The organism is Pseudomonas sp. ACN5, assembly GCF_002303975.1.
GTDB classification, from domain to species: Bacteria; Pseudomonadota; Gammaproteobacteria; order Pseudomonadales; family Pseudomonadaceae; genus Aquipseudomonas; species Aquipseudomonas laurylsulfatiphila.
Window position 1 is genome coordinate 269,477 of sequence record NZ_MRCP01000002.1, and the last position, 19,745, is coordinate 289,221.

Annotated in this window: 18 protein-coding genes; 11 read left to right on the plus strand and 7 right to left on the minus strand. The window is 61.3% G+C overall.

Annotation, left to right across the window (positions count from 1 at the left end; translation table 11 throughout):
• Positions 1 to 102 precede the first annotated feature (102 nt).
• Both BSF40_RS04400 and BSF40_RS04405 read right to left on the minus strand, forming a co-directional pair.
• Positions 103 to 957 carry a sulfurtransferase gene (locus BSF40_RS04400; protein WP_095964221.1) on the minus strand — a complete coding sequence of 285 codons (855 nt, stop codon included), beginning with the start codon at positions 955 to 957 and terminating at the stop codon, positions 103 to 105.
• Positions 958 to 991: 34 nt separating this feature from the next.
• Positions 992 to 1,663, minus strand: coding sequence for a TetR/AcrR family transcriptional regulator (locus BSF40_RS04405; protein ID WP_095964222.1), 672 nt, complete (start codon positions 1,661 to 1,663; stop codon positions 992 to 994).
• A 145-nt stretch (positions 1,664 to 1,808) separates the two neighbouring features.
• On the opposite strand from BSF40_RS04405, the gene BSF40_RS04410 reads away from it, so the two are divergent.
• The 5 genes from BSF40_RS04410 to BSF40_RS04435 all read left to right on the plus strand — a co-directional run bounded on the left by BSF40_RS04410 (position 1,809) and on the right by BSF40_RS04435 (position 6,588).
• Positions 1,809 to 3,239, plus strand: a complete 1,431-nt coding sequence (locus BSF40_RS04410) for a coniferyl aldehyde dehydrogenase (RefSeq protein ID WP_095964223.1) — start codon at positions 1,809 to 1,811, stop codon at positions 3,237 to 3,239.
• Positions 3,240 to 3,267: 28 nt separating this feature from the next.
• Positions 3,268 to 3,813 carry a twin-arginine translocation pathway signal protein gene (locus BSF40_RS04415; protein ID WP_095964224.1) on the plus strand — a complete coding sequence of 182 codons (546 nt, stop codon included), beginning with the start codon at positions 3,268 to 3,270 and terminating at the stop codon, positions 3,811 to 3,813.
• Positions 3,814 to 3,940: 127 nt separating this feature from the next.
• Positions 3,941 to 5,536 carry a GMC family oxidoreductase gene (locus BSF40_RS04420; RefSeq protein ID WP_095964225.1) on the plus strand — a complete coding sequence of 532 codons (1,596 nt, stop codon included), beginning with the start codon at positions 3,941 to 3,943 and terminating at the stop codon, positions 5,534 to 5,536.
• Between the two features lie 115 nt (positions 5,537 to 5,651).
• Entirely contained in the window at positions 5,652 to 6,131 is a 480-nt protein-coding gene (coaD, locus tag BSF40_RS04425) for a pantetheine-phosphate adenylyltransferase (protein WP_007975368.1), read from the plus strand.
• Positions 6,132 to 6,336: 205 nt separating this feature from the next.
• Positions 6,337 to 6,588: a YfhL family 4Fe-4S dicluster ferredoxin gene (locus BSF40_RS04435; protein ID WP_003195146.1), complete on the plus strand. Its 252-nt coding sequence runs from the start codon at positions 6,337 to 6,339 to the stop codon at positions 6,586 to 6,588.
• Between the two features lie 141 nt (positions 6,589 to 6,729).
• Here BSF40_RS04435 and mutM read toward each other — a convergent pair whose 3' ends face one another.
• Both mutM and BSF40_RS04445 read right to left on the minus strand, forming a co-directional pair.
• Positions 6,730 to 7,542: a bifunctional DNA-formamidopyrimidine glycosylase/DNA-(apurinic or apyrimidinic site) lyase gene (gene mutM, locus BSF40_RS04440; RefSeq protein WP_015097228.1), complete on the minus strand. Its 813-nt coding sequence runs from the start codon at positions 7,540 to 7,542 to the stop codon at positions 6,730 to 6,732.
• Positions 7,543 to 7,584: 42 nt separating this feature from the next.
• Positions 7,585 to 8,454, minus strand: coding sequence for an HDOD domain-containing protein (locus BSF40_RS04445; RefSeq protein ID WP_095964227.1), 870 nt, complete (start codon positions 8,452 to 8,454; stop codon positions 7,585 to 7,587).
• 153 nt (positions 8,455 to 8,607) lie between these two features.
• On the opposite strand from BSF40_RS04445, the gene BSF40_RS04450 reads away from it, so the two are divergent.
• The 3 genes from BSF40_RS04450 (at position 8,608) to ilvD (ending at position 12,662) form a co-directional block, all read left to right on the plus strand.
• A complete protein-coding gene (locus BSF40_RS04450) occupies positions 8,608 to 9,804 on the plus strand; it encodes a class I SAM-dependent rRNA methyltransferase (protein ID WP_095964228.1) in 1,197 nt (398 codons plus the stop codon).
• Between the two features lie 204 nt (positions 9,805 to 10,008).
• Entirely contained in the window at positions 10,009 to 10,467 is a 459-nt protein-coding gene (locus tag BSF40_RS04460) for a transposase (protein ID WP_095964230.1), read from the plus strand.
• A 353-nt stretch (positions 10,468 to 10,820) separates the two neighbouring features.
• Positions 10,821 to 12,662: a dihydroxy-acid dehydratase gene (gene ilvD, locus BSF40_RS04465; RefSeq protein WP_007976450.1), complete on the plus strand. Its 1,842-nt coding sequence runs from the start codon at positions 10,821 to 10,823 to the stop codon at positions 12,660 to 12,662.
• A gap of 181 nt (positions 12,663 to 12,843) precedes the next feature.
• On the opposite strand, the gene BSF40_RS04470 is transcribed toward ilvD, so the two are convergent.
• Together BSF40_RS04470 and BSF40_RS04475 are read right to left on the minus strand one after the other, a co-directional pair.
• Positions 12,844 to 13,131 carry a DUF6124 family protein gene (locus tag BSF40_RS04470; RefSeq protein ID WP_095964231.1) on the minus strand — a complete coding sequence of 96 codons (288 nt, stop codon included), beginning with the start codon at positions 13,129 to 13,131 and terminating at the stop codon, positions 12,844 to 12,846.
• Positions 13,132 to 13,605: 474 nt separating this feature from the next.
• A complete protein-coding gene (locus tag BSF40_RS04475) occupies positions 13,606 to 14,661 on the minus strand; it encodes a haloacid dehalogenase-like hydrolase (protein ID WP_015097233.1) in 1,056 nt (351 codons plus the stop codon).
• Positions 14,662 to 14,903: 242 nt separating this feature from the next.
• Between BSF40_RS04475 and BSF40_RS04480 the strand changes: the two genes are divergently transcribed.
• Entirely contained in the window at positions 14,904 to 16,295 is a 1,392-nt protein-coding gene (locus BSF40_RS04480) for an L-cystine transporter (RefSeq protein WP_095964232.1), read from the plus strand.
• Positions 16,296 to 16,399: 104 nt separating this feature from the next.
• Here BSF40_RS04480 and BSF40_RS04485 read toward each other — a convergent pair whose 3' ends face one another.
• Positions 16,400 to 16,912 carry a dihydrofolate reductase gene (locus BSF40_RS04485; protein ID WP_095964233.1) on the minus strand — a complete coding sequence of 171 codons (513 nt, stop codon included), beginning with the start codon at positions 16,910 to 16,912 and terminating at the stop codon, positions 16,400 to 16,402.
• 85 nt (positions 16,913 to 16,997) lie between these two features.
• Between BSF40_RS04485 and BSF40_RS04490 the strand changes: the two genes are divergently transcribed.
• Positions 16,998 to 18,368 carry a DUF2868 domain-containing protein gene (locus tag BSF40_RS04490; protein WP_095964234.1) on the plus strand — a complete coding sequence of 457 codons (1,371 nt, stop codon included), beginning with the start codon at positions 16,998 to 17,000 and terminating at the stop codon, positions 18,366 to 18,368.
• Entirely contained in the window at positions 18,361 to 19,737 is a 1,377-nt protein-coding gene (locus BSF40_RS04495; RefSeq protein WP_095964235.1) for a GTPase/DUF3482 domain-containing protein, read from the plus strand. Before BSF40_RS04490 ends, BSF40_RS04495 begins: the two co-directional genes overlap by 8 nt.
• Positions 19,738 to 19,745 lie beyond the last annotated feature (8 nt).

Sequence of the window (19,745 nt, forward strand, 5' to 3'; positions counted from 1 at the left end):
TGGGAGCGGGCTTGCTCGCGAACGCGTCGTGTCAGTCAACATCAATATTGAATGATCCACCGCTTTCGCGAGCAAGCCCGCTCCCACAGAGTTGTGTGGTGTTTATTCGCCTGTGGCAATGCCCCGCGCAGGCTCGTTGATCCACTCACTCCACGAACCGGCATACAACGAACCCAACGGATAACCGGCCAGACACAACGCAAACAGGTTGTGGCACGCCGTCACGCCGGAACCGCAGTACGCCACCAGATCCTTCGGCGAACGATCGCCCAGTTTTGCGGCAAAACGCTGTTTGAGCTGATCGGCCGGCAGAAAACGCCCGTCACTGCCCAGGTTGTCGGTAAACGCCGCACATTGAGCGCCAGGAATGTGCCCGGCAATCGGATCGATCGGTTCCACTTCCCCCTTGAAACGCGGCAGTGCGCGGGCATCGAGCAGGGTCAGTTCCGGCCGGGAGAGGCGCTTCTGCAGCCGTTCGGCACTGATCAGCAACGCCGTGTCAGGACTGCCGGTGAAGGAACCACGAGTGATCGCCGGCGCATCCAGGCTCAGTGGCAAACCGGCCGCGTGCCAGGCCTTGAGGCCGCCATCGAGGATAAATACACCGTCGCGCTTACCCAACCAGGCCAGCAACCACCAGGCCCGCGCCGCATAGGCACCCGGGCCGTCGTCGTACAGAACCACTTCGCTATCGGCGTTGATGCCCCAGGCCTGCAGGCGCTCGATCAGTTGCGCCGGCTCGGGCAGCGGATGGCGCCCGGTCACGCCCTTGACCACCGCGCCACTCAAATCACGCTCGAGGTCGGCATAGCTCGAACCGGCGATGTGCCCTTCGGCATAGCTGCGCTGACCGTAATCCGGGTCTTCAAGGGCAAAACGACAATCGAGAATCACCAGCCCCGGCTGATCCTTTTTCAGGTCCAGTGCTTGCGGGCTGATCAATTGCGCAATGGGCATAACGGGCTCCTGTGATTTTTATCAGACGTCGATCCTACGACACTTCCTCGAGCGCCTGGGCCAGAGGCACGTAAAACTCTTCGAACAAGGCTTTGACCGCATCGCGGGACTGATCCGTGACGAACCCGGCTTCCAGTACCAGCACCTGATAAACCCCGCGTTTAATGGCCTGTTCGCTCAAGTGGCTGGAGTTCTCCCGCGTGGTGCACAGGAAGCGCACCCAGGACGTGAGGATGATCCAGGCATTGAGGGTCAGGGATTCGATCTGCACCTTGTCCATCTGCAAAATGCCGGCGGCGACAAAACCTTCATAGATCGCCCCACCCTGGATCAGGCAGCGCTGGGAAAAGCGTCGATAGCGGTCGGCCAGCTCGGGGTCGCTGTCGAGCAAATGTTCGAGATCGCGATGCAAAAACCGGTAGCGCCACATCGCCGACAGCAGCTCCTTGAGGTAGAAGCGCTTGTCTTCCACCGTGGCGGCACGCCCTTGGGGCGGGCGCAGGAAGCTGTCCACCAGGCTTTCGTACTCGCTGAACAGCACGGCGATGATCGCCTGCTTGTTAGGGAAGTGGTAGTACAGATTGCCCGGGGAAATTTCCATATGGGCAGCAATGTGGTTGGTACTGATGCTGCGCTCGCCCTGCTGGTTGAACAGCTCCAGGCTGTTCTGCACGATGCGCTCGCTGGTTTTGATCCGTGGGGCCATGGCTTGAGCTTTAATTCAGAGTGCGTTGACGGGCATCTTAGATCTATCCGCGAGCGGATAAAACAAAGCGGTTACAGGATGTCATTTGACTTTTTAGAGCATACACTCTAAAAAGTGCTTCATTACAATAAATCCGGAGCCGACCATGACTGCTGATATTTCCTACCTGCAAAACCTACAGCAGCCGCTGGAAGAGCTTCATGCCCTGTTCGACGCTCAACGTGCCGCCTACGCCGCCAACCCTATGCCGCCCGCCGCGCAGCGCCAGCAATGGCTCAAGGCCCTGAAGGATTTGTTGAACAGCGAACGCCAGGCCTTGATCGATGCGATCAGCCAGGACTTCAGCCATCGCAGCGCCGATGAAACCCTGGTCGCCGAACTGATGCCCAGCCTGCACGGCATCCATTACGCCAGCAAACACCTCAAGGGCTGGATGCGAGCTTCGCGGCGCAAGGTCGGTGTCGCTTTCCAGCCCGCCTCTGCCAAAGTCGTTTACCAACCGCTGGGCGTGGTCGGGGTCATCGTGCCGTGGAACTACCCGCTGTACCTGGCCGTCGGTCCGTTGGTCGGCGCGCTGTCGGCGGGCAACCGGGTGATGCTCAAGCTCAGTGAGTCGACCCCCGCGACCGGCCTGCTGATGAAGCAACTGCTGGCGCGCATCTTCCCCGAAGACCTGGTGTGCGTGGTCCTTGGCGAGGCAGACATTGGCGTGGCGTTTTCACGTCTGCCGTTCGATCACCTGCTGTTCACCGGCGCCACCAGCATTGGCAAACACGTGATGCGCGCCGCTGCGGAAAACCTGACCCCGGTGACCCTTGAGCTGGGCGGCAAGTCCCCGGCCATCGTTTCCCGCGATGTACCGCTCAAGGACGCCGCCGAGCGCATCGCCTTCGGCAAGACCCTGAACGCCGGCCAGACCTGCGTAGCCCCGGACTATGTGCTGGTGCCGGAAGATCGCGTGGGAGGTTTCGTCGAAGCTTATCGCTCCGCCGTCCGTGGGTTTTATCCAACGCTGGCCGACAACCCGGACTACACCGCGATCATCAATGACCGACAACTGGCGCGCCTCAACGGCTACATCAGCGACGCCACCAGCAAGGGTGCGTTGCTGATGCCGCTGTTCGACCAGGGTCAGGGCCGCCGCATGAGCCATAGCCTGCTGCTCAATGTCACTGACGAGATGACGGTGATGCAGGACGAAATCTTCGGGCCGCTGCTGCCGATCGTGCCGTACAAGGATCTGGACCAGGCCTTTGCCTACATCAATCAACGCCCGCGCCCACTGGCGCTGTACTACTTCGGCTACGACAAGCGCGAACAACAGCGCGTGCTGCACGAAACCCACTCCGGCGGCGTGTGCCTGAACGACACGCTGCTGCACGTTGCCCAGGACGACATGCCGTTCGGCGGCATCGGTGCCTCGGGCATGGGTCACTACCATGGCCATGAAGGCTTCCTGACCTTCAGCAAGGCCAAGGGGGTCTTGATCAAGCAGCGGTTCAACGCGGCGAAACTGATTTACCCGCCGTATGGCAAATCGATCCAGAAGCTGATCCAGAAGCTGTTCATCCGCTAACGATCATCACCGCCGGGAAATAACAAGAATGAATCCCAGTCTGTCCGATACACCCGCGCTGTCACGGCGCGGGTTGCTCAAATTCAGCCTAGGCGCCAGCGCCTTTCTCGCCACTGCCGGGTTGGGCGCCAGCCTCAGCGGCTGTTCTGGGAGCGTCCCGGCCAGTGGCTTCGTCACGCTGCGCAGCGGCGACCTGCTGTTCTTGCGAGCGTTGATTCCAGTCATGCTCGATGGCGCCGTGACCTCCGAACGGATGCCCGAGGCTGTCGAAGGCACACTTGAAAGCCTGGATTACAACCTCGCGCGTCTGTCGCCGGAAATGCTCAAACTGACCCGCCAACTGTTCGATGTGCTGGGCATGGCCGTCACCCGCGGACCGTTGACCGGGATCTGGGGCAGCTGGGAAAACGCCAGCGCCGACGATATCCGACAATTCCTCGATCGTTGGGAAAACAGCTCGTTGAGCCTGTTGCGCATGGGCCACAGCTCTTTGCTGCAACTGGTGATGATGGCCTGGTACGGCCGCAAGGAATCATGGGCGCATTGCGGGTATCCCGGGCCGCCCACTATCTGATACCGAGTCGCCCTCTTCGCGGGCAAGCCCGCTCCCACATTGACCGCGTGCCCCTGTGGGAGCGGGCTTGCCCGCGAAGGCGCCAGCCGCCACACCACATTCCCAACAATAAAAAGAGAACCCGAAGATGCCCGTACCCGATCCGTTTCGCGAAGGCATGGCCCGAGGCTGGAAAACCTACAACGGCTCACAACTTACCCAGGACCTGACACTCGAAGCAGACGTGGCGATCATCGGCAGCGGTGCCGGCGGCGGCACCACCGCCGAAATCCTCAGCACGGCCGGTTACAAAGTGCTGCTGATCGAGGAAGGCCCGCTCAAGACCAGCAGCGACTTCAAGCTGCTTGAAGACCAGGCCTACAGCAGCCTCTATCAGGAAGGCATCGGCCGCATGAGCAAGGATGGCGCAATCACCATCCTCCAGGGCCGGGCGGTGGGCGGCACCACGCTGATCAACTGGACCTCCAGTTTCCGCACCCCGGAACCCACCCTGGAACACTGGGCCAAAGAGCACAACGTCAAGGGTCACAGCCCGGCGGACATGGCGCCGTGGTTCGAGAAAATGGAGCAGCGCCTGGGCGTCGCGCCGTGGATGGTGCCGCCCAACGCCAACAACGATGTGATCCGCAAGGGCTGCCAGGAACTGGGTTACAGCTGGCACGTCATCCCGCGCAACGTTCGCGGCTGCTGGAACCTCGGCTACTGCGGCATGGGCTGCCCGACCAACGCCAAGCAATCGATGATGGTCACCACCATTCCAGCGACCCTGGAAAAAGGCGGCGAGCTGCTTTACCTGGCCCGCGCCGAAAAACTCATGATCAGCGGTGACAAGGTCACCGGCCTGCACTGTTCGGCGATGGATGAGCGCTGCGTCGCACCGACCGGGCGCACCATCACGGTCAAGGCGCGGCATTTCGTGCTGGCCGGTGGCGGCATCAACAGCCCGGCCTTGCTGATGCGTTCCGGGGCACCCGACCCGCACAAGCGCCTGGGCAAACGTACGTTCCTGCACCCGGTGAACATGTCCGCCGCATTGTTCGACGAAGTGGTCAACCCCTTCTACGGCGCGCCGCAGTCGATCTATTCCGACCATTTCCAGTGGCAGGACGGCACCACCGGCAAGATGTCCTTCAAGCTGGAGGTCCCGCCATTGCATCCGGCGCTGGCCGCCACCTTGCTCGGCGGTTTCGGGCAGGAGAATTCGCAACACATGGCCAATCTGCCCCATACCCACGCCATGCTGGCGTTGCTGCGGGACGGTTTTCACCCGGACAGCCCCGGTGGCAACGTCGAATTGCGCAGCGACGACACGCCGGTGCTGGATTACCAGCTCTCGCCTTACGCCTGGGATGGCTTGCGCCGGGCATTCCACAGCATGGCCGAGATCCAGTTTGCCGGTGGCGCCAAGGCCGTCATGCCGATGCACGCCGACGCCCGTTACGTGAAGACCCTCGCTGAAGCCCGCACGCTGATCGACGGCCTGAGCCTGGAGTTGTATCGCACGCGCCTGGGCAGTGCCCATGTGATGGGCGGCTGCGCCATGGGTGAAGACCCGGCAAACGCAGTGACCGACAGCCTCGGCCGGCATCATCAGTTGGGGAATCTGTCGATCCACGACGGCTCGCTGTTCCCCACCAGCATTGGCGCCAATCCGCAATTGTCGGTCTACGGACTGACCGCACAACTGGCAACTTCCCTGGCCGAGCGTTTAAAAAACCCATGAAAATGACGATTATTCCCATCGTCTATAGTGCTTTCTTACCCAACAGGCGACTTGGCCGACCGGGAAGGCTGCGATACCATCCGACTCCCCAACGGATTCCCGCCAGGACGACGCGATGAACCGAGTGTTGTACCCAGGTACCTTCGACCCTATTACCAAGGGCCATGGCGATCTGGTCGAACGCGCCTCGCGCCTGTTCGATCACGTGATCATCGCCGTCGCCGCCAGCCCGAAGAAAAACCCGCTGTTTCCTCTGGAACAACGGGTGGAACTGGCGCGCGAGGTCACTAAACATCTGCCGAACGTTGAAGTCGTCGGTTTCTCGACGCTGCTGGCGCATTTCGCCAAAGAGCAGAATGCCAACGTGTTCCTGCGTGGTTTGCGCGCGGTGTCGGACTTCGAATACGAATTCCAGCTGGCCAACATGAACCGCCAACTGGCGCCGGATGTGGAAAGCCTGTTCCTGACCCCGTCCGAGCGTTATTCGTTCATTTCCTCGACGCTGGTCCGTGAAATTGCGGCCCTGGGTGGCGATATCACCAAGTTCGTACACCCAGCGGTGGCGGACGCCCTGACCGAGCGCTTCAAGAAGTAAATCTAGCAACTGTGGGAGCGAGCTTGCTCGCGATGGACGTTAACGATAACGCGGGAAACCTGACACCCCGCGGCGTTCTCGGCTTCATCGCCAGCAAGCTGGCTCCTACAGTGCGTCGCACCTGCGTGCAACACGGGCGCCAATGCGGCACAATTGTACGCATTGGTTTATTGCGCCCGGGCCTGCCGCCCCGGCTGGAGTTAGCATGTCCCTGATCATCACCGACGATTGCATCAACTGCGACGTCTGCGAACCCGAGTGCCCGAACGCCGCCATTTCCCAAGGCGAAGAGATCTACGTGATCGACCCGAACCTGTGCACCCAGTGTGTCGGCCACTACGACGAACCGCAGTGCCAGCAGGTCTGCCCGGTGGATTGCATTCCACTGGACGAAGCCCATCCGGAGACTGAGGAACAGTTGATGGAGAAATACCGGAAGATTACCGGTAAGGCTTGATTTTCAGGCTTTCAGCGCTCTTTCGGGCCTATTCGCGAGCAAGCCCGCTCCCACAGGGGATCTGCGCCGTACACAAATCCCCTGTGAGAGCGGGCTTGCTCGCGAAAGCGTCATCAGCCTCACTGAAGCTATAACTCACGATCAGCTCTGACAACGCGGGCAAAAAACACTGGCGCGCTGCCCCAGCTTCACTTCCCGCAGCCCCGTGCCACAGACCTTGCAGTGTTCGCCGCCACGGCCGTACACGAACAGTTCCTGCTGGAAATAACCAGGCTGACCGTCACCGCCGATAAAGTCCCGCAACGTGGTACCGCCGCGCTCGATGGCGGCCGCCAGGATGCGCTTGATCTCGATGGCCAGTTTCAAATACCGCGCGCGGGAAATGCTCTTGGCTTCGCGGCGCGGGTCGATTCCAGCGGCGAACAACGCTTCGGTCGCATAGATATTGCCGACGCCCACCACCACCGCGTTATCCATGATGAACGGCTTGACCGCCATCGAACGGCCACGGGACTGCTGGAACAGGCGCTCGCCGTCGAACAGGTCGGTCAGCGGCTCAGGTCCCAGGCGGATCAGCAATTCGTGATTGAGCGGATCGAGGCTCCAGAGCATGGCGCCAAAGCGCCGCGGATCGGTGTAACGCAGGGCCAGGCCCGATTCCAGCTCGATGTCCACATGCTCATGCTTGGCCGCCGGCAACCCGGCCTCCACCAGACGCAAGTTGCCTGACATGCCCAAATGGCTGATCAAGGTGCCGACTTCGGCGTTGATCAGCAGGTACTTGGCGCGCCGCTCCACCAATACGATGCGCTGGCCGGACAGGCGCACATCGAGGTCCTCGGGGATCGGCCAGCGCAGACGGCGATCACGCACGATCACCCGGCTGACGCGCTGGCCTTCCAGGTACGGCGCGATGCCGCGACGGGTGGTTTCGACTTCTGGCAATTCAGGCATGGTGCTCTCGGATCAGGCGCATGGCCTGGAAAGGTCCGACACTCAGCGATGAGTGCTGAGGTCGCGGATCGTCTGCTTGAGGGTCTCGAAGTCGTAGTCCGAGAGGCCGACATAATCGAGCACCAGCGGCGCGATGCTGTTCCACTCGTGATCTTCGGCCTGATTGCCCAGCACCCGATGCGACGCGCAAATGTGCTCGGCCATTTTCAGGATCGCCAACAGGTTCTTCAACGAACTGTTGCGCGAAGTCTCATCGCTGAATACCGCCAACGCATTGTGGTGATTGGCGATCGCCGCGCTCACGTGCTCCGGCAGACGCCAGGACTTGGCCGTGTAATAGCCGACCACCGAGTGATTGGTATTGAACACCTGATTCTCCGTGTCCACCACCCGGCATTCGGCGCTGGCATTGGCATAGGCCTGCTCCAGAACCCGCATATAGTCGGGGAAACGCTGGAGCATCAAGGGCACGCCGCAGTCGTGGAACAGGCCCAGGGCATAGGCTTCATCGCCATTTTCAACGCCGATGCGCTTGGCCAGGGTCAGGCAGGTCATGGCCACGTCCTGAGCGGTGTCCCAGAAACGGTTCAGGGTGACAATGGTGTCGTCATTCATCTCGCCCTTGATCGACATCGCATTGATCAGGTTGATGACCGAGCGGCTGCCCAGCAGATTCACCGCGCGCTGGATCGAGGCAATCTTGTTGCTCAGCCCGTAATACGGCGAATTGACGATCTTCAGCAGGGAACCGGAAAGGCCCGGATCCTGGGATATCAGCTTGGCAATGACTTCCAGATCCGGGTCGGGCATGTACTGCTCCATCTGCAAATCCACCATGATTTGCGGCTGGGCCGGTACGCTGATGCCCTGCAGGGCTTGTTGGATCTGTTCGGAAGTCAGCTCTTGGGACATGTGCACACACTCTGGGTCAGACGGCGATTCTAACCTTTATGAAGTTGGATCCGACATACCAAATCGCAAGACAACCCTCGCCACATGTCCACTTGCAGGCCAATCCAGGGGCTCAACACGCTATACTCCCGCTCTTTTTTCCGGAGCGACGACATGTCCCTGCCTAGCCTGCGCCTCAAAGCCAACGCCGACCGTCGTCTGCGCAACGGTCACTTGTGGGTCTACAGCAACGAAATCGATGTAGCCTCTACGCCTTTGCATGGTTTCAAGGCCGGCGACCAGGCGATCCTCGAAGCCGCCGGCGGCAAGCCGCTGGGCATCGTTGCCATGAGCCCGAACAACCTGATCTGCGCCCGAGTGCTGTCGCGCGACATCAAGCTGCCGCTGGACAAGTCGCTGCTGGTGCACCGCCTGAACGTGGCCCTGTCCCTGCGCGAGCGCCTGTTCGACAAACCCTTCTATCGCCTGGTCTACGGCGACTCCGACCTGCTGCCAGGCCTGGTGGTCGACCGCTTCGGCGACATCCTGGTGGTGCAGATCGCTTCGGCGACCATGGAAGCCCATAAAGACGACGTGATCGCGGCGCTGACCCAAGTGCTCAAGCCAAGCGGCATCCTGTTCAAGAACGACTCCGCCGCCCGTGACGCCGAAGGCCTCACCCGCTACGTCGAAACCGTATTCGGCCTGGTGCCGGAGTGGGTCGCACTGGAAGAGAACGGCGTGAAATTCGAAGCGCCGGTCATCCAGGGCCAGAAAACCGGCTGGTTCTACGACCACCGCATGAACCGCGCCCGCCTGGCGCCGTACGCCAAAGGCAAACGCGTGCTGGACCTGTACAGCTACATCGGTGGCTGGGGCGTGCAGGCTGCCGCGTTCGGCGCCAGTGAAGTGTTCTGCGTCGATGCCTCGGCCTTCGCCCTTGACGGCGTCGAGCGCAACGCCGCGCTGAACGGCTTCGCCGACAAGATGACCTGCATCGAAGGCGACGTGTTCGAAGCCCTCAAAGAGCTGAAAGCCAGCGAAGAACGCTTCGACGTGATCGTGGCCGACCCGCCGGCGTTCATCAAACGCAAGAAAGACATGAAAAACGGCGAAGGTGCCTACCGCCGCCTGAACGAGCAAGCCATGCGCCTGCTCACCAAGGACGGCATCCTGGTCAGCGCATCGTGCTCGATGCACCTGCCGGAAGACGACCTGCAGAACATCCTGCTGACCAGCGCCCGTCACCTGGACCGCAACATCCAGATGTTGGAACGCGGCGGCCAGGGACCGGATCATCCGGTGCATCCGGCGATTGCGGAAACCCGTTACATCAAGAGCATTACCTGCCGGTTGTTGCCTAACAGCTAAAACGCAAACCAATGTAGGAGCGAGCTTGCTCGCGATGGACGTCAACGATAACGCGGGGAACCTGATACCCCGCGGCGTCTTTGACTTCATCGCGAGCAGGCTCGCTCCTACAGGTGCAGGACACATCCTGATCCACTGCCGAAGCGACAACCTCCCACACCACGCCTACCGTTTTCTCTTCCCATCACCGAAGAGGACAACGGAATGTCCAACACGCCAAAAGCCCATCTATTACGCACAGGTCGGCACTCGCAATCCGGTCGCATCTATCACCTGACCGCTGTCACCCATGAACGACAACCATTCTTCCAGGATTGGCGCACTGGACGCTTTTTGGTGCATGAGTTCAGAAGGGCTCAGGAAGCCGGCCATGCCACGTCTATAGCCTGGGTAGTCATGCCGGATCACTTCCACTGGCTGATTGAATTGCACAACGGTGATTTACCGAAACTGGTGCAAGCCACCAAATCTCGCTGCACACGCCTCATCAATCAGCAACGGGATCTGCATGCTCCTGTATGGCAAAAGGGCTACTTCGACCGAGCCCTGCGTCGCGAGGAAGATCTGAAAGCCATTGCCCGATACATCATCACAACCCCCCTACGCGCAGGCCTCGTCGACCATATCGGCGGCTACCCACTCTGGGACGCCATCTGGCTCTGATGCACAAATCACTGTAGGAGCGAGCCTGCTCGCGATGGTCGTCAACGATAACGCGGGAAACCTGGTACCCACGGCGTTCTCGGGTTCATCGCGAGCAAGCTCGCTCCTACAGGATTGCGTCTTTCCACACGTCTCGTGAATGCTTGCAGGCATTCCCTCCAGCCGCCAGCCGTGTAGAATCGCGAACATTCATCGCCAGTCATCCCCGGCGGGTTTATGAGCTCAAGCTGAAGCGCGCGGCGATCCCGCAAAGTTATCGGCAACTTCCGGACACGCGGCCATTTCTGAGTGTTCCAGACGTCAATAGAAGCTCACTTCCCTTTTGATACCTGATTAGCCGCCCGGAGTGCTTCATGCCTGATTACCGCTCGAAAACATCCACCCACGGCCGCAACATGGCCGGCGCCCGCGCACTGTGGCGCGCCACGGGGATGAAAGATGACGACTTCAAGAAGCCGATCATCGCCATTGCCAACTCGTTCACCCAGTTCGTACCGGGCCACGTGCACCTCAAGGACCTGGGGCAACTGGTCGCCCGCGAGATCGAACGCGCTGGCGGCGTGGCCAAGGAATTCAATACCATCGCCGTCGATGACGGCATCGCCATGGGCCACGACGGCATGCTCTATTCGCTGCCGAGCCGCGAGATCATCGCCGACTCCGTCGAGTACATGGTCAACGCCCACTGCGCCGACGCGATCGTGTGCATTTCCAACTGCGACAAGATCACCCCTGGCATGCTGATGGCGTCCCTGCGCCTGAACATCCCGGTGATCTTCGTCTCCGGCGGCCCGATGGAAGCCGGCAAGACCAAACTCGCTTCCCACGGCCTCGACCTGGTCGACGCCATGGTGATCGCCGCCGACTCCAGCGCTTCTGACGAGAAAGTCGCCGAGTACGAGCGCAGCGCCTGCCCGACCTGCGGTTCGTGCTCCGGCATGTTCACCGCCAACTCGATGAACTGCCTGGTTGAAGCGCTGGGCCTGGCCTTGCCGGGCAACGGTTCGACCCTGGCCACCCACAGCGACCGCGAGCAGCTGTTCCTGCAGGCCGGCCGTACCATCGTCGAGCTGTGCAAGCGTTACTACGGCGAGAACGACGAGTCGGTGTTGCCGCGCAACATCGCCAACTTCCAGGCCTTCGAAAACGCCATGACCCTGGACATCGCCATGGGCGGTTCCACCAACACCATCCTGCACTTGCTGGCCGCTGCCCAGGAAGCCGAGATCGATTTCGACCTGCGCGACATCGACCGTCTGTCCCGTCACGTGCCGCAACTGTGCAAGGTCGCGCCGAACATCCAGAAGTACCACATGGAAGACGTGCACCGTGCCGGCGGGATCTTCAGCATCCTCGGTTCGCTGGCCCGTGGCGGCCTGCTGCACACCCAGCTGCCGACCGTGCACAGCCGCAGCATGGAAGAAGCCATCGCCAAGTGGGACATCACCCAGACCAACGACGAAGCGGTTCACCACTTCTTCAAGGCCGGTCCGGCGGGCATTCCGACGCAAACCGCGTTCAGCCAGTCGACCCGTTGGGAAACCCTGGACGACGACCGTGAAAACGGCTGCATCCGCAGTGTCGAGCACGCTTACTCGAAAGAGGGCGGCCTGGCTGTTCTTTACGGCAACATCGCCCTGGACGGCTGCGTGGTGAAAACCGCTGGCGTCGACGAGTCGATCCACGTCTTCGAAGGCAACGCCAAGATCTTCGAAAGCCAGGACAGCGCCGTACGCGGCATCCTCGCCGACGAAGTGAAGGAAGGCGACATCGTCATCATTCGCTACGAAGGTCCGAAAGGCGGCCCGGGCATGCAGGAAATGCTCTACCCGACCTCGTACCTGAAATCCAAAGGCCTGGGCAAAGCCTGCGCCCTGCTCACCGACGGCCGTTTCTCCGGCGGCACCTCGGGCCTGTCCATCGGCCATGCTTCGCCTGAAGCGGCTGCCGGCGGCGCAATCGGCCTGGTGCAGGACGGCGACAAAGTGCTGATCGACATCCCGAACCGCTCGATCAACCTGTTGGTCAGCGATGAAGAACTGGCGGCACGCCGGGTCGAGCAGGACAAGAAAGGCTGGAAGCCGGTGGAAGTGCGTCCACGTAAAGTGACCACCGCACTGAAAGCCTACGCCCTGCTGGCCACCAGTGCCGACAAGGGTGCTGTGCGTAACAAGGCGATGCTTGACGGGCTGTAAGCCTCAAGCATCGAACATAAAAATGCCCCGCCAAGTGCGGGGCATTTTTGTTTGCACAGATCCACTGTAGGAGCGAGCTTGCTCGCGATGGAAGCAAGGACGACACGTTAAACCAGAAAGAACGCGTCATCGTTAACGACCATCGCGAGCAAGCTCGCTCCTACAGTTAACAGCGTTTCCATTATTCCTGCGGGTCGAGGTTATCCAGCGCCTGGTTCACCGCCAACTCGCCCAGCATGATGACCTGCGCGATCCCCAGCATCGTGCTGCGTTGAGAGCCTTCCAGCAATCCGGCGAAATCGCTGGCCATGACATTGGCCGAGGCGAGGGATTCGCAGGCGTGGGCCAACAGGGTTTCGGTGTCGAGGCCCGGTGCGATGACGAATGTTCGGCTGGGTTTACGCGGGGTGGCGTTGATGTGGGCAGAGAGGTTGTCGCAATCGGGAGGATCGGGGGTAACTTTCAACATTTGATGGAACTCCGGGTGAGAAAAATGGAGCCATCACCCTCGCTACCAAACGAGGGTGGCGGCCATACGCAGGTTGGTAGACCGGTCACCAGGAACCCGGCGCGTCCGAAGATGCCCTGCGCATGGCCACCATATGAGCAGAGACAGAAACGAACCCTGCAAAGGGTGGCGCAATGCGCCGAGGTGAACACGGGCTACCAAACCCGATCACTGATGTTCAGTGACGCGGAAACGATAGAAGCCGCCCCCCAGGCGCACAAGCCGGCGGATTCTGGCGTAGTCGTAGTCCCTTACGCAAGAATGCGTAGGTTGCGACTGTCTGGAGATGTCGTTCAAGCGGAGTCTTTCATTGCACCGACTGGCCTCATCGCGAGCAAGCTCGCTCCCACAGGGGATCTACGGTGTTCACACAGTCTGTGTTTCACCCGAGATCTTTGTGGGAGCGAGCTTGCTCGCGATGGAGGCGACTCGGTCTTATTGAATCTCTTCAGGCTTCACGACCACCCAGTTCTTGTCGGCAGTCACCGTCAAGCCTTCCTTGGCCTGGGCCGCGGCGTTCTTGGCCATCATGCCCTGGATCTGGGTCATGTACTTGTCCTTGCGGTTGACCCACAGGTGGATGCCGCCCTTGGCCACGTCAACACTGTGGAACAGCATGTAGCCGTCGCTGCTCGGGGTATCGCCGCCCACCAGCACCGGTTTTTTCCACTGATCGATGTAGGTCAGGATCGCCGCCTGTTTGCCCGCCATCCAGGTCGCCGGGGTCCACAGGTACGGGGTCAGTTCGAGGCCGAGGTTGGCCTTTTCGTCATATTTGCCGTCAGTGATCTGCTTGCGCGCGGTGGTCAGTTCGCCCGTCTTCGGGTCCTTGAGCAGCAGCGACACGCCAATCACGTTCTGCGGTTTGACGTTGTAGCCGTACTTCGGATCGGCCGCGACCATGCGCACCAGCTCTTCGGAGGCGGCGGTCATCACGTAGACCTCGATGCCGTTCTCCATCAACTTGTTGTACAGCTCTTGCTGGCCGGTGAAGATTTTCGGCGGGTTGACGTCGAGTTTCTTGACCACGTCGCCTTCGTAATAAGTCGCCGGCACCGGCTTGCCGGACGCCATCATCTCGTCGACATAGCCCTTGAGTTCCTTGAGGGTAAAGCCGGAGAAGACTTGGGCGACCCATGGATAGCAAACCATGTCGTCGAGTTCGCAGAGGCGGTAGTAGTAGCTGAACAGGCTTTCCTTGTGGTCGGCGGTGTCCTTGAACGGCATCAGTTTCAGGGAGGGATCGAGCTTGTCGCGGGTGATCAGGCCCTTGTTCTCCATGAACGGCAGCAACGACTCTTCGAGGTCGTAGCGGTAACTGGTGTTGTCCATGTCGAACACCGCGTAGTTACCCTTGTTGGCGTTGGCGGCGATCATCGCGTCCAGCGCCTTGGCCTGATCGGCTGGCCAGTGTTTCAGATCCGTTGCGAAAACCTGGCCGGCAAGGCCCAGGCAAAGTGCTGCAGCCAGTAATTTCGGTGCGAACTTCATTGGCGTTTCTCCCTGAATGTGAAAGAGATCGACGCTAACAAATAAGTGTGACAGTCCTCGTCTGTCAGCGACCGTCCGCGTCCCTTTCGCGCCAGTTGCATTTCTGACAGCGACATCCGCTTATTCCAAAAGCGACGGATATCATACGTTTTTGATATTAATTCATTAGTTTTCAAGCTGTTAGGCTTGCCGGTTCGCGGTTGCCCAAGGGTGCAACCGGCACAAGTCTTATCGGAGTCTTCATGAATCTGCCGCTGATCCTCAATCTGCTGGTGTTCCTCGCCCTGCTCTTCGGCCTGGCGCAAACCCGCCACACCACCTGGAGCCTGGCGAAAAAAGTCCTGCTCGCGCTGGTGCTGGGCGTGGCGTTCGGTGTGGCGTTGCACACGGTCTACGGTGCCGGCAACCCGGTACTGAAAGCCTCGATCGGCTGGTTCGATCTAGTGGGCAATGGTTATGTGCAATTGCTGCAAATGATCGTGATCCCGCTGGTGTTCGCCTCGATCCTCAGCGCCGTGGCCCGTCTGCACAACGCGTCGTCGTTGGGCAAGATCAGCTTCCTGACCATCGGCACGCTACTGTTCACCACGGCCATTGCGGCGCTGATCGGCATCGGCCTGACCAACCTGTTCGGCCTGACTGCCGAAGGCCTGGTGGCCGGCACCCAGGAAATGGCGCGCCTGCAGACCATCCAGACCGATTACGCCGGCAAGGTTGCCGACCTGAATGTGCCGCAGCTGCTGCTGTCGTTCATCCCTCAAAACCCCTTCGCCGATCTGGCGCGGGCCAAGCCGACGTCGATCATCAGCGTGGTGATTTTCGCTGCGTTCCTGGGGGTCGCGGCGCTGCAACTGCTCAAGGATGATGCCGAGAAAGGTCAGAAAGTGATCAACGCCATCGACACCCTGCAAGCCTGGGTGATGCGCCTGGTGCGCCTGGTGATGAAGCTGACCCCGTACGGCGTGTTGGCGCTGATGACCAAAGTGGTCGCCGGTTCCAACCTGCAAGACATCATCAAGCTCGGCAGTTTCGTGGTGGTGTCCTACATCGGCCTGGGCCTGATGTTCGTGGTGCATGGCGTGCTGGTGTCGGCCGCCGGGATCAACCCACTGCGGTTCTTCCGCAAGATCTGGCCGGTGCTGACGTTTGCGTTCACCAGCCGTTCCAGCGCAGCGACGATTCCGTTGAGCATCGAAGCGCAGACCAGCCGCCTGGGCATCCCGCAGTCCATCGCCAGTTTCGCCGCTTCGTTCGGCGCGACCATTGGCCAGAACGGCTGTGCCGGTCTGTACCCGGCGATGTTGGCGGTGATGGTGGCGCCGACCGTGGGCATCAACCCGCTGGACCCGCTGTGGATCGCGACGCTGGTGGCGATTGTGACGCTGAGCTCGGCCGGTGTGGCCGGAGTGGGTGGTGGCGCGACCTTTGCCGCGTTGATCGTGCTGCCGGCGATGGGCTTGCCGGTGTCACTGGTGGCGTTGCTGATTTCGGTCGAGCCGCTGATTGATATGGGGCGTACGGCGCTGAACGTGAGTGGTTCGATGACGGCCGGAGCGATCACCAGTCAGGTGATGCAGCAGACCGATAAGGCGCTGCTGGATGCGGATGAGCATTCGGCGTTGGCGCAGGCTTAAATCCTCAAGCGACTGAGGGGGCCCCTTCGCGAGCAAGCCCGCTCCCACATTGGATCTGTGAACGACACACATCCCCTGTGGGAGCGGGCTTGCTCGCGAAGCTCTTAAGCTTTTTCCCACACTTCGAAGTTGTACGCCGGCTTGTCGCCTTCCGCCGGATTCGGCACATCCGACACCAGTTTCCACTGGTTCAAATCAAACTCCGGAAACCAGGCATCCCCTTCCGGGCTCAGCGCCACGCGGGTCAGGTACAACCGGTCAGCCTGCGCCAGCCCTTGCGCATACAACTGCGCGCCACCAATCAGCATCAACTCATCGACGCCCTGTTCCTTCGCCCATGCTTCGGCGCGAACGATGGCGGCTTCCAGCGACGGATAAACCTCCGCGCCTTCGAGTTGCAGATCCGCCTGGCGGCTGACCACGATGTTCAGGCGGCCCGGCAACGGACGACCGAGGGAATCCCAGGTCTTGCGCCCCATGATGATCGGCTTGCCGAGGGTGGTGGCCTTGAAATATTTGAAGTCCCCCGGCAAGTGCCAGGGCATGCTGTTGTCGACGCCGATCACACGGTTTTCACCGAGGGCTGCAATCAGGCTGAGGGGGAGTGATTTAGTCATGCCGGCGAGGATACCAGAGCCTCGCTTTCGCCGATAAGCGCCACAGCGGTTATGCTCACAGCTCATTTAAGCGACGGGATGCCGCGTGACTGAACTCAATACCCTCTGGCTGACAGAGACCATCCGCCTGCGCGAAGAACATGCAGGCCCTCTGGAAGACCTTGAAGCCAACCGACTGGCCCGCAGCGCCGGCGGCGATTTGCCGGCGCGCATTCAACGCCGCGCCCTGTGGCTGGCTGAACGCGATGGCCTGACTACAGCACTCAAACACTGGCTGCAAGGCGCACGACTGGCGCTGATCGTAATGGCCGTGCTGGCGGTGATCAGCGGCGCCGGCCTGGCATTGGCCGCAATGGGTGATGGCCTGCACCCGGTCAATGTGTTCTGGGCCTTGGGCAGCCTGCTCGGGCTCAATCTGGTCCTGCTGCTGAGTTGGGCCCTGGGGCTGGTGTTTGCCGGCGAACACGGCGCCAGCCTCGGACGCCTGTGGCTATGGCTCAGCGAAAAACTCGCTCGGGACGCCAAAGCCGCGCAGTTGGCCCCCGCCCTGCTCCTGTTACTGCAACGGCAGAAACTCAATCGCTGGGCCATCGGTGTGCTGGTCAACAGCCTGTGGTTGCTGGCGATGCTCAGCGCGCTGGTGATCCTGCTGATGTTGATGGCGACCCGGCGCTACGGCTTCGTCTGGGAAACCACGATCCTCGGTGCCGACACCTTTATCGCCGTCACTCAGGCGCTGGGTGCGTTGCCGGCCCTGCTTGGCTTCAGTGTGCCGACCGTGGAGATGATCCGCGCCAGTGGCGATGCCGCACTGAACATCGAAAGCGCCCGCCAGGCCTGGGCCGCCTGGCTGGTGGGCGTGCTACTGGTCTACGGCGTTTTGCCGCGCCTGCTGCTCACGCTGTTTTGCCTGTGGCGCTGGAAGACAGGGCAAACGGCGCTGCGCCTGGATTTGAACCTGCCCGGTTACGCGCAGTTGCGCGAACGCTTGATGCCCACCAGCGAGCGCCTCGGTGTCAGCGATGCGGCACCGGCGCAACTGCACCGCGTGGAAAACGGTGTCACCGAGCAGCAAAGCGACGGCGCGCTGTTGGTCGCCATCGAACTGGACGACCAACGCCCGTGGCCACCGCCATTGCCGAAAAGCGTGAGCAACGCCGGCATCCTCGACAGTCGCGAATCGCGGCACAAACTCCTCGAACAACTGAGCCGCTTTCCCCCTGCACGCCTGGCCATCGCCTGCGATCCAAGGCGTTCGCCGGATCGCGGCAGCCTGGCCTTGATTGCCGAACTGGCCCGCAGCGCCAGCGCCACCCGCGTGTGGTTGTTGCAGGCGCCGCCCGGTGAAGCGCTGGACGCCGAGCGCCTGGGCGACTGGCACGTGGCGCTGCAACAGCTTGAGTTGCCGTTTGCCGATTGTGCACCGATGAACTGGCTGGAGACGGGTCATGACTGACACCAGGAAGCAGCCTCTGAAACTCGCCGTGGTCGGTCACACCAACGTCGGTAAAACCTCGTTGTTGCGCACCCTGACCCGCGACGTCGGTTTCGGTGAAGTGTCCCATCGTCCCAGTACCACGCGGCACGTCGAAGGCGCCCGCCTTTCGGTGGACGGCGAGCCACTGCTCGATCTCTACGACACCCCTGGCCTGGAAGACGCCATCGCCCTGCTCGATTACCTCGAGCGCCTGGAACGCCCCGGTGAACGCCTCGACGGTCCGGCACGCCTGGCGCGTTTCCTGGAGGGCAGCGAAGCCCGGCAACGCTTCGAACAGGAAGCCAAGGTGCTGCGCCAGTTGCTGGCGTCGGATGCCGGTCTTTATGTGATCGACGCCCGTGAGCCGGTGCTGGCCAAGTATCGCGACGAGCTGGAAGTGTTGGCCAGTTGCGGCAAACCCTTGCTGCCGGTGCTGAATTTCGTCAGCAGCGCCAACCACCGTGAACCGGCCTGGCGTGAAGCGTTGGCGCGGCTGGGCTTGCATGCCCTGGTGCGTTTCGACAGTGTCGCGCCGCCGGAAGACGGCGAGCGTCGACTCTATGAAAGTCTCGCCCTGCTGCTGGAAACGGCCCGGCCGCAACTCGAACGCCTGATCGCCGATCAGCAGGCCCAGCGTCTCGCTCGCCAGCAAAGCGCGGAGCGGTTGATTGCCGAATTGCTGATCGATTGCGCGGCTTGCCGGCGCAGCGTGGTCAGTGAAGCCGAGCAGGAACAACAGGCGATCAGCGAATTGCGCAAAGCCGTACGCCAGCGCGAGCAGCGTTGCGTCGAGGCCCTGCTCAAGCTCTACGCCTTCCGCCCACAGGATGCCGCAGCCAGTGATTTGCCGCTGCTCGATGGCCGCTGGGGCGACGACCTGTTCAATCCGGAAACCCTCAAGCAACTGGGTGTGCGCGTCGGCGGTGGAATTGCCGCAGGCGCCGCTGCCGGGGCCGGGGTCGATTTGCTGGTGGGCGGGATTACGCTCGGCGCCGCTGCACTGGCCGGCGCCATCGCCGGTGGCGCCCTGCAAACCGCACGCAGTTATGGCAGCCGCTTGCTGGGCAAGATCAAGGGCCAGCGCGAACTCACGGTGGATGACAACGTGCTGCGCCTGTTAGCGCTGCGCCAGCGGCAATTGCTGCAGGCGCTGAACACCCGTGGGCACGCAGCGATGGACAGCATCCGGGTGGCCACGCCTCAGGAAAAGAGTTGGCGCGAAGGCAAACTGCCCGAGGCTTTGAACAAGGCTCGGGCACATCCGCAGTGGTCGTCGTTGAATCCGCATCCGAAGTTGAATCAGGCGGAGCGGCAGGAGCAGGTTGAGGTGTTGGCGCAGCAGTTGTGAACTTGCTG

Coding starts and splice junctions, on each gene's coding strand:
- BSF40_RS04410 (WP_095964223.1), top strand. CDS start 1,809: ATGACTGCTGATATTTCCTACCTGCAAAACCTACAGCAGCCGCTGGAA.
- BSF40_RS04485 (WP_095964233.1), bottom strand. CDS start 16,912: ATGACTAAATCACTCCCCCTCAGCCTGATTGCAGCCCTCGGTGAAAAC.
- BSF40_RS04420 (WP_095964225.1), top strand. CDS start 3,941: ATGCCCGTACCCGATCCGTTTCGCGAAGGCATGGCCCGAGGCTGGAAA.
- BSF40_RS04495 (WP_095964235.1), top strand. CDS start 18,361: ATGACTGACACCAGGAAGCAGCCTCTGAAACTCGCCGTGGTCGGTCAC.
- coaD (WP_007975368.1), top strand. CDS start 5,652: ATGAACCGAGTGTTGTACCCAGGTACCTTCGACCCTATTACCAAGGGC.
- BSF40_RS04460 (WP_095964230.1), top strand. CDS start 10,009: ATGTCCAACACGCCAAAAGCCCATCTATTACGCACAGGTCGGCACTCG.
- BSF40_RS04475 (WP_015097233.1), bottom strand. CDS start 14,661: ATGAAGTTCGCACCGAAATTACTGGCTGCAGCACTTTGCCTGGGCCTT.
- BSF40_RS04480 (WP_095964232.1), top strand. CDS start 14,904: ATGAATCTGCCGCTGATCCTCAATCTGCTGGTGTTCCTCGCCCTGCTC.
- BSF40_RS04435 (WP_003195146.1), top strand. CDS start 6,337: ATGTCCCTGATCATCACCGACGATTGCATCAACTGCGACGTCTGCGAA.
- BSF40_RS04470 (WP_095964231.1), bottom strand. CDS start 13,131: ATGTTGAAAGTTACCCCCGATCCTCCCGATTGCGACAACCTCTCTGCC.
- ilvD (WP_007976450.1), top strand. CDS start 10,821: ATGCCTGATTACCGCTCGAAAACATCCACCCACGGCCGCAACATGGCC.
- BSF40_RS04400 (WP_095964221.1), bottom strand. CDS start 957: ATGCCCATTGCGCAATTGATCAGCCCGCAAGCACTGGACCTGAAAAAG.
- BSF40_RS04450 (WP_095964228.1), top strand. CDS start 8,608: ATGTCCCTGCCTAGCCTGCGCCTCAAAGCCAACGCCGACCGTCGTCTG.
- mutM (WP_015097228.1), bottom strand. CDS start 7,542: ATGCCTGAATTGCCAGAAGTCGAAACCACCCGTCGCGGCATCGCGCCG.
- BSF40_RS04405 (WP_095964222.1), bottom strand. CDS start 1,663: ATGGCCCCACGGATCAAAACCAGCGAGCGCATCGTGCAGAACAGCCTG.
- BSF40_RS04445 (WP_095964227.1), bottom strand. CDS start 8,454: ATGTCCCAAGAGCTGACTTCCGAACAGATCCAACAAGCCCTGCAGGGC.
- BSF40_RS04415 (WP_095964224.1), top strand. CDS start 3,268: ATGAATCCCAGTCTGTCCGATACACCCGCGCTGTCACGGCGCGGGTTG.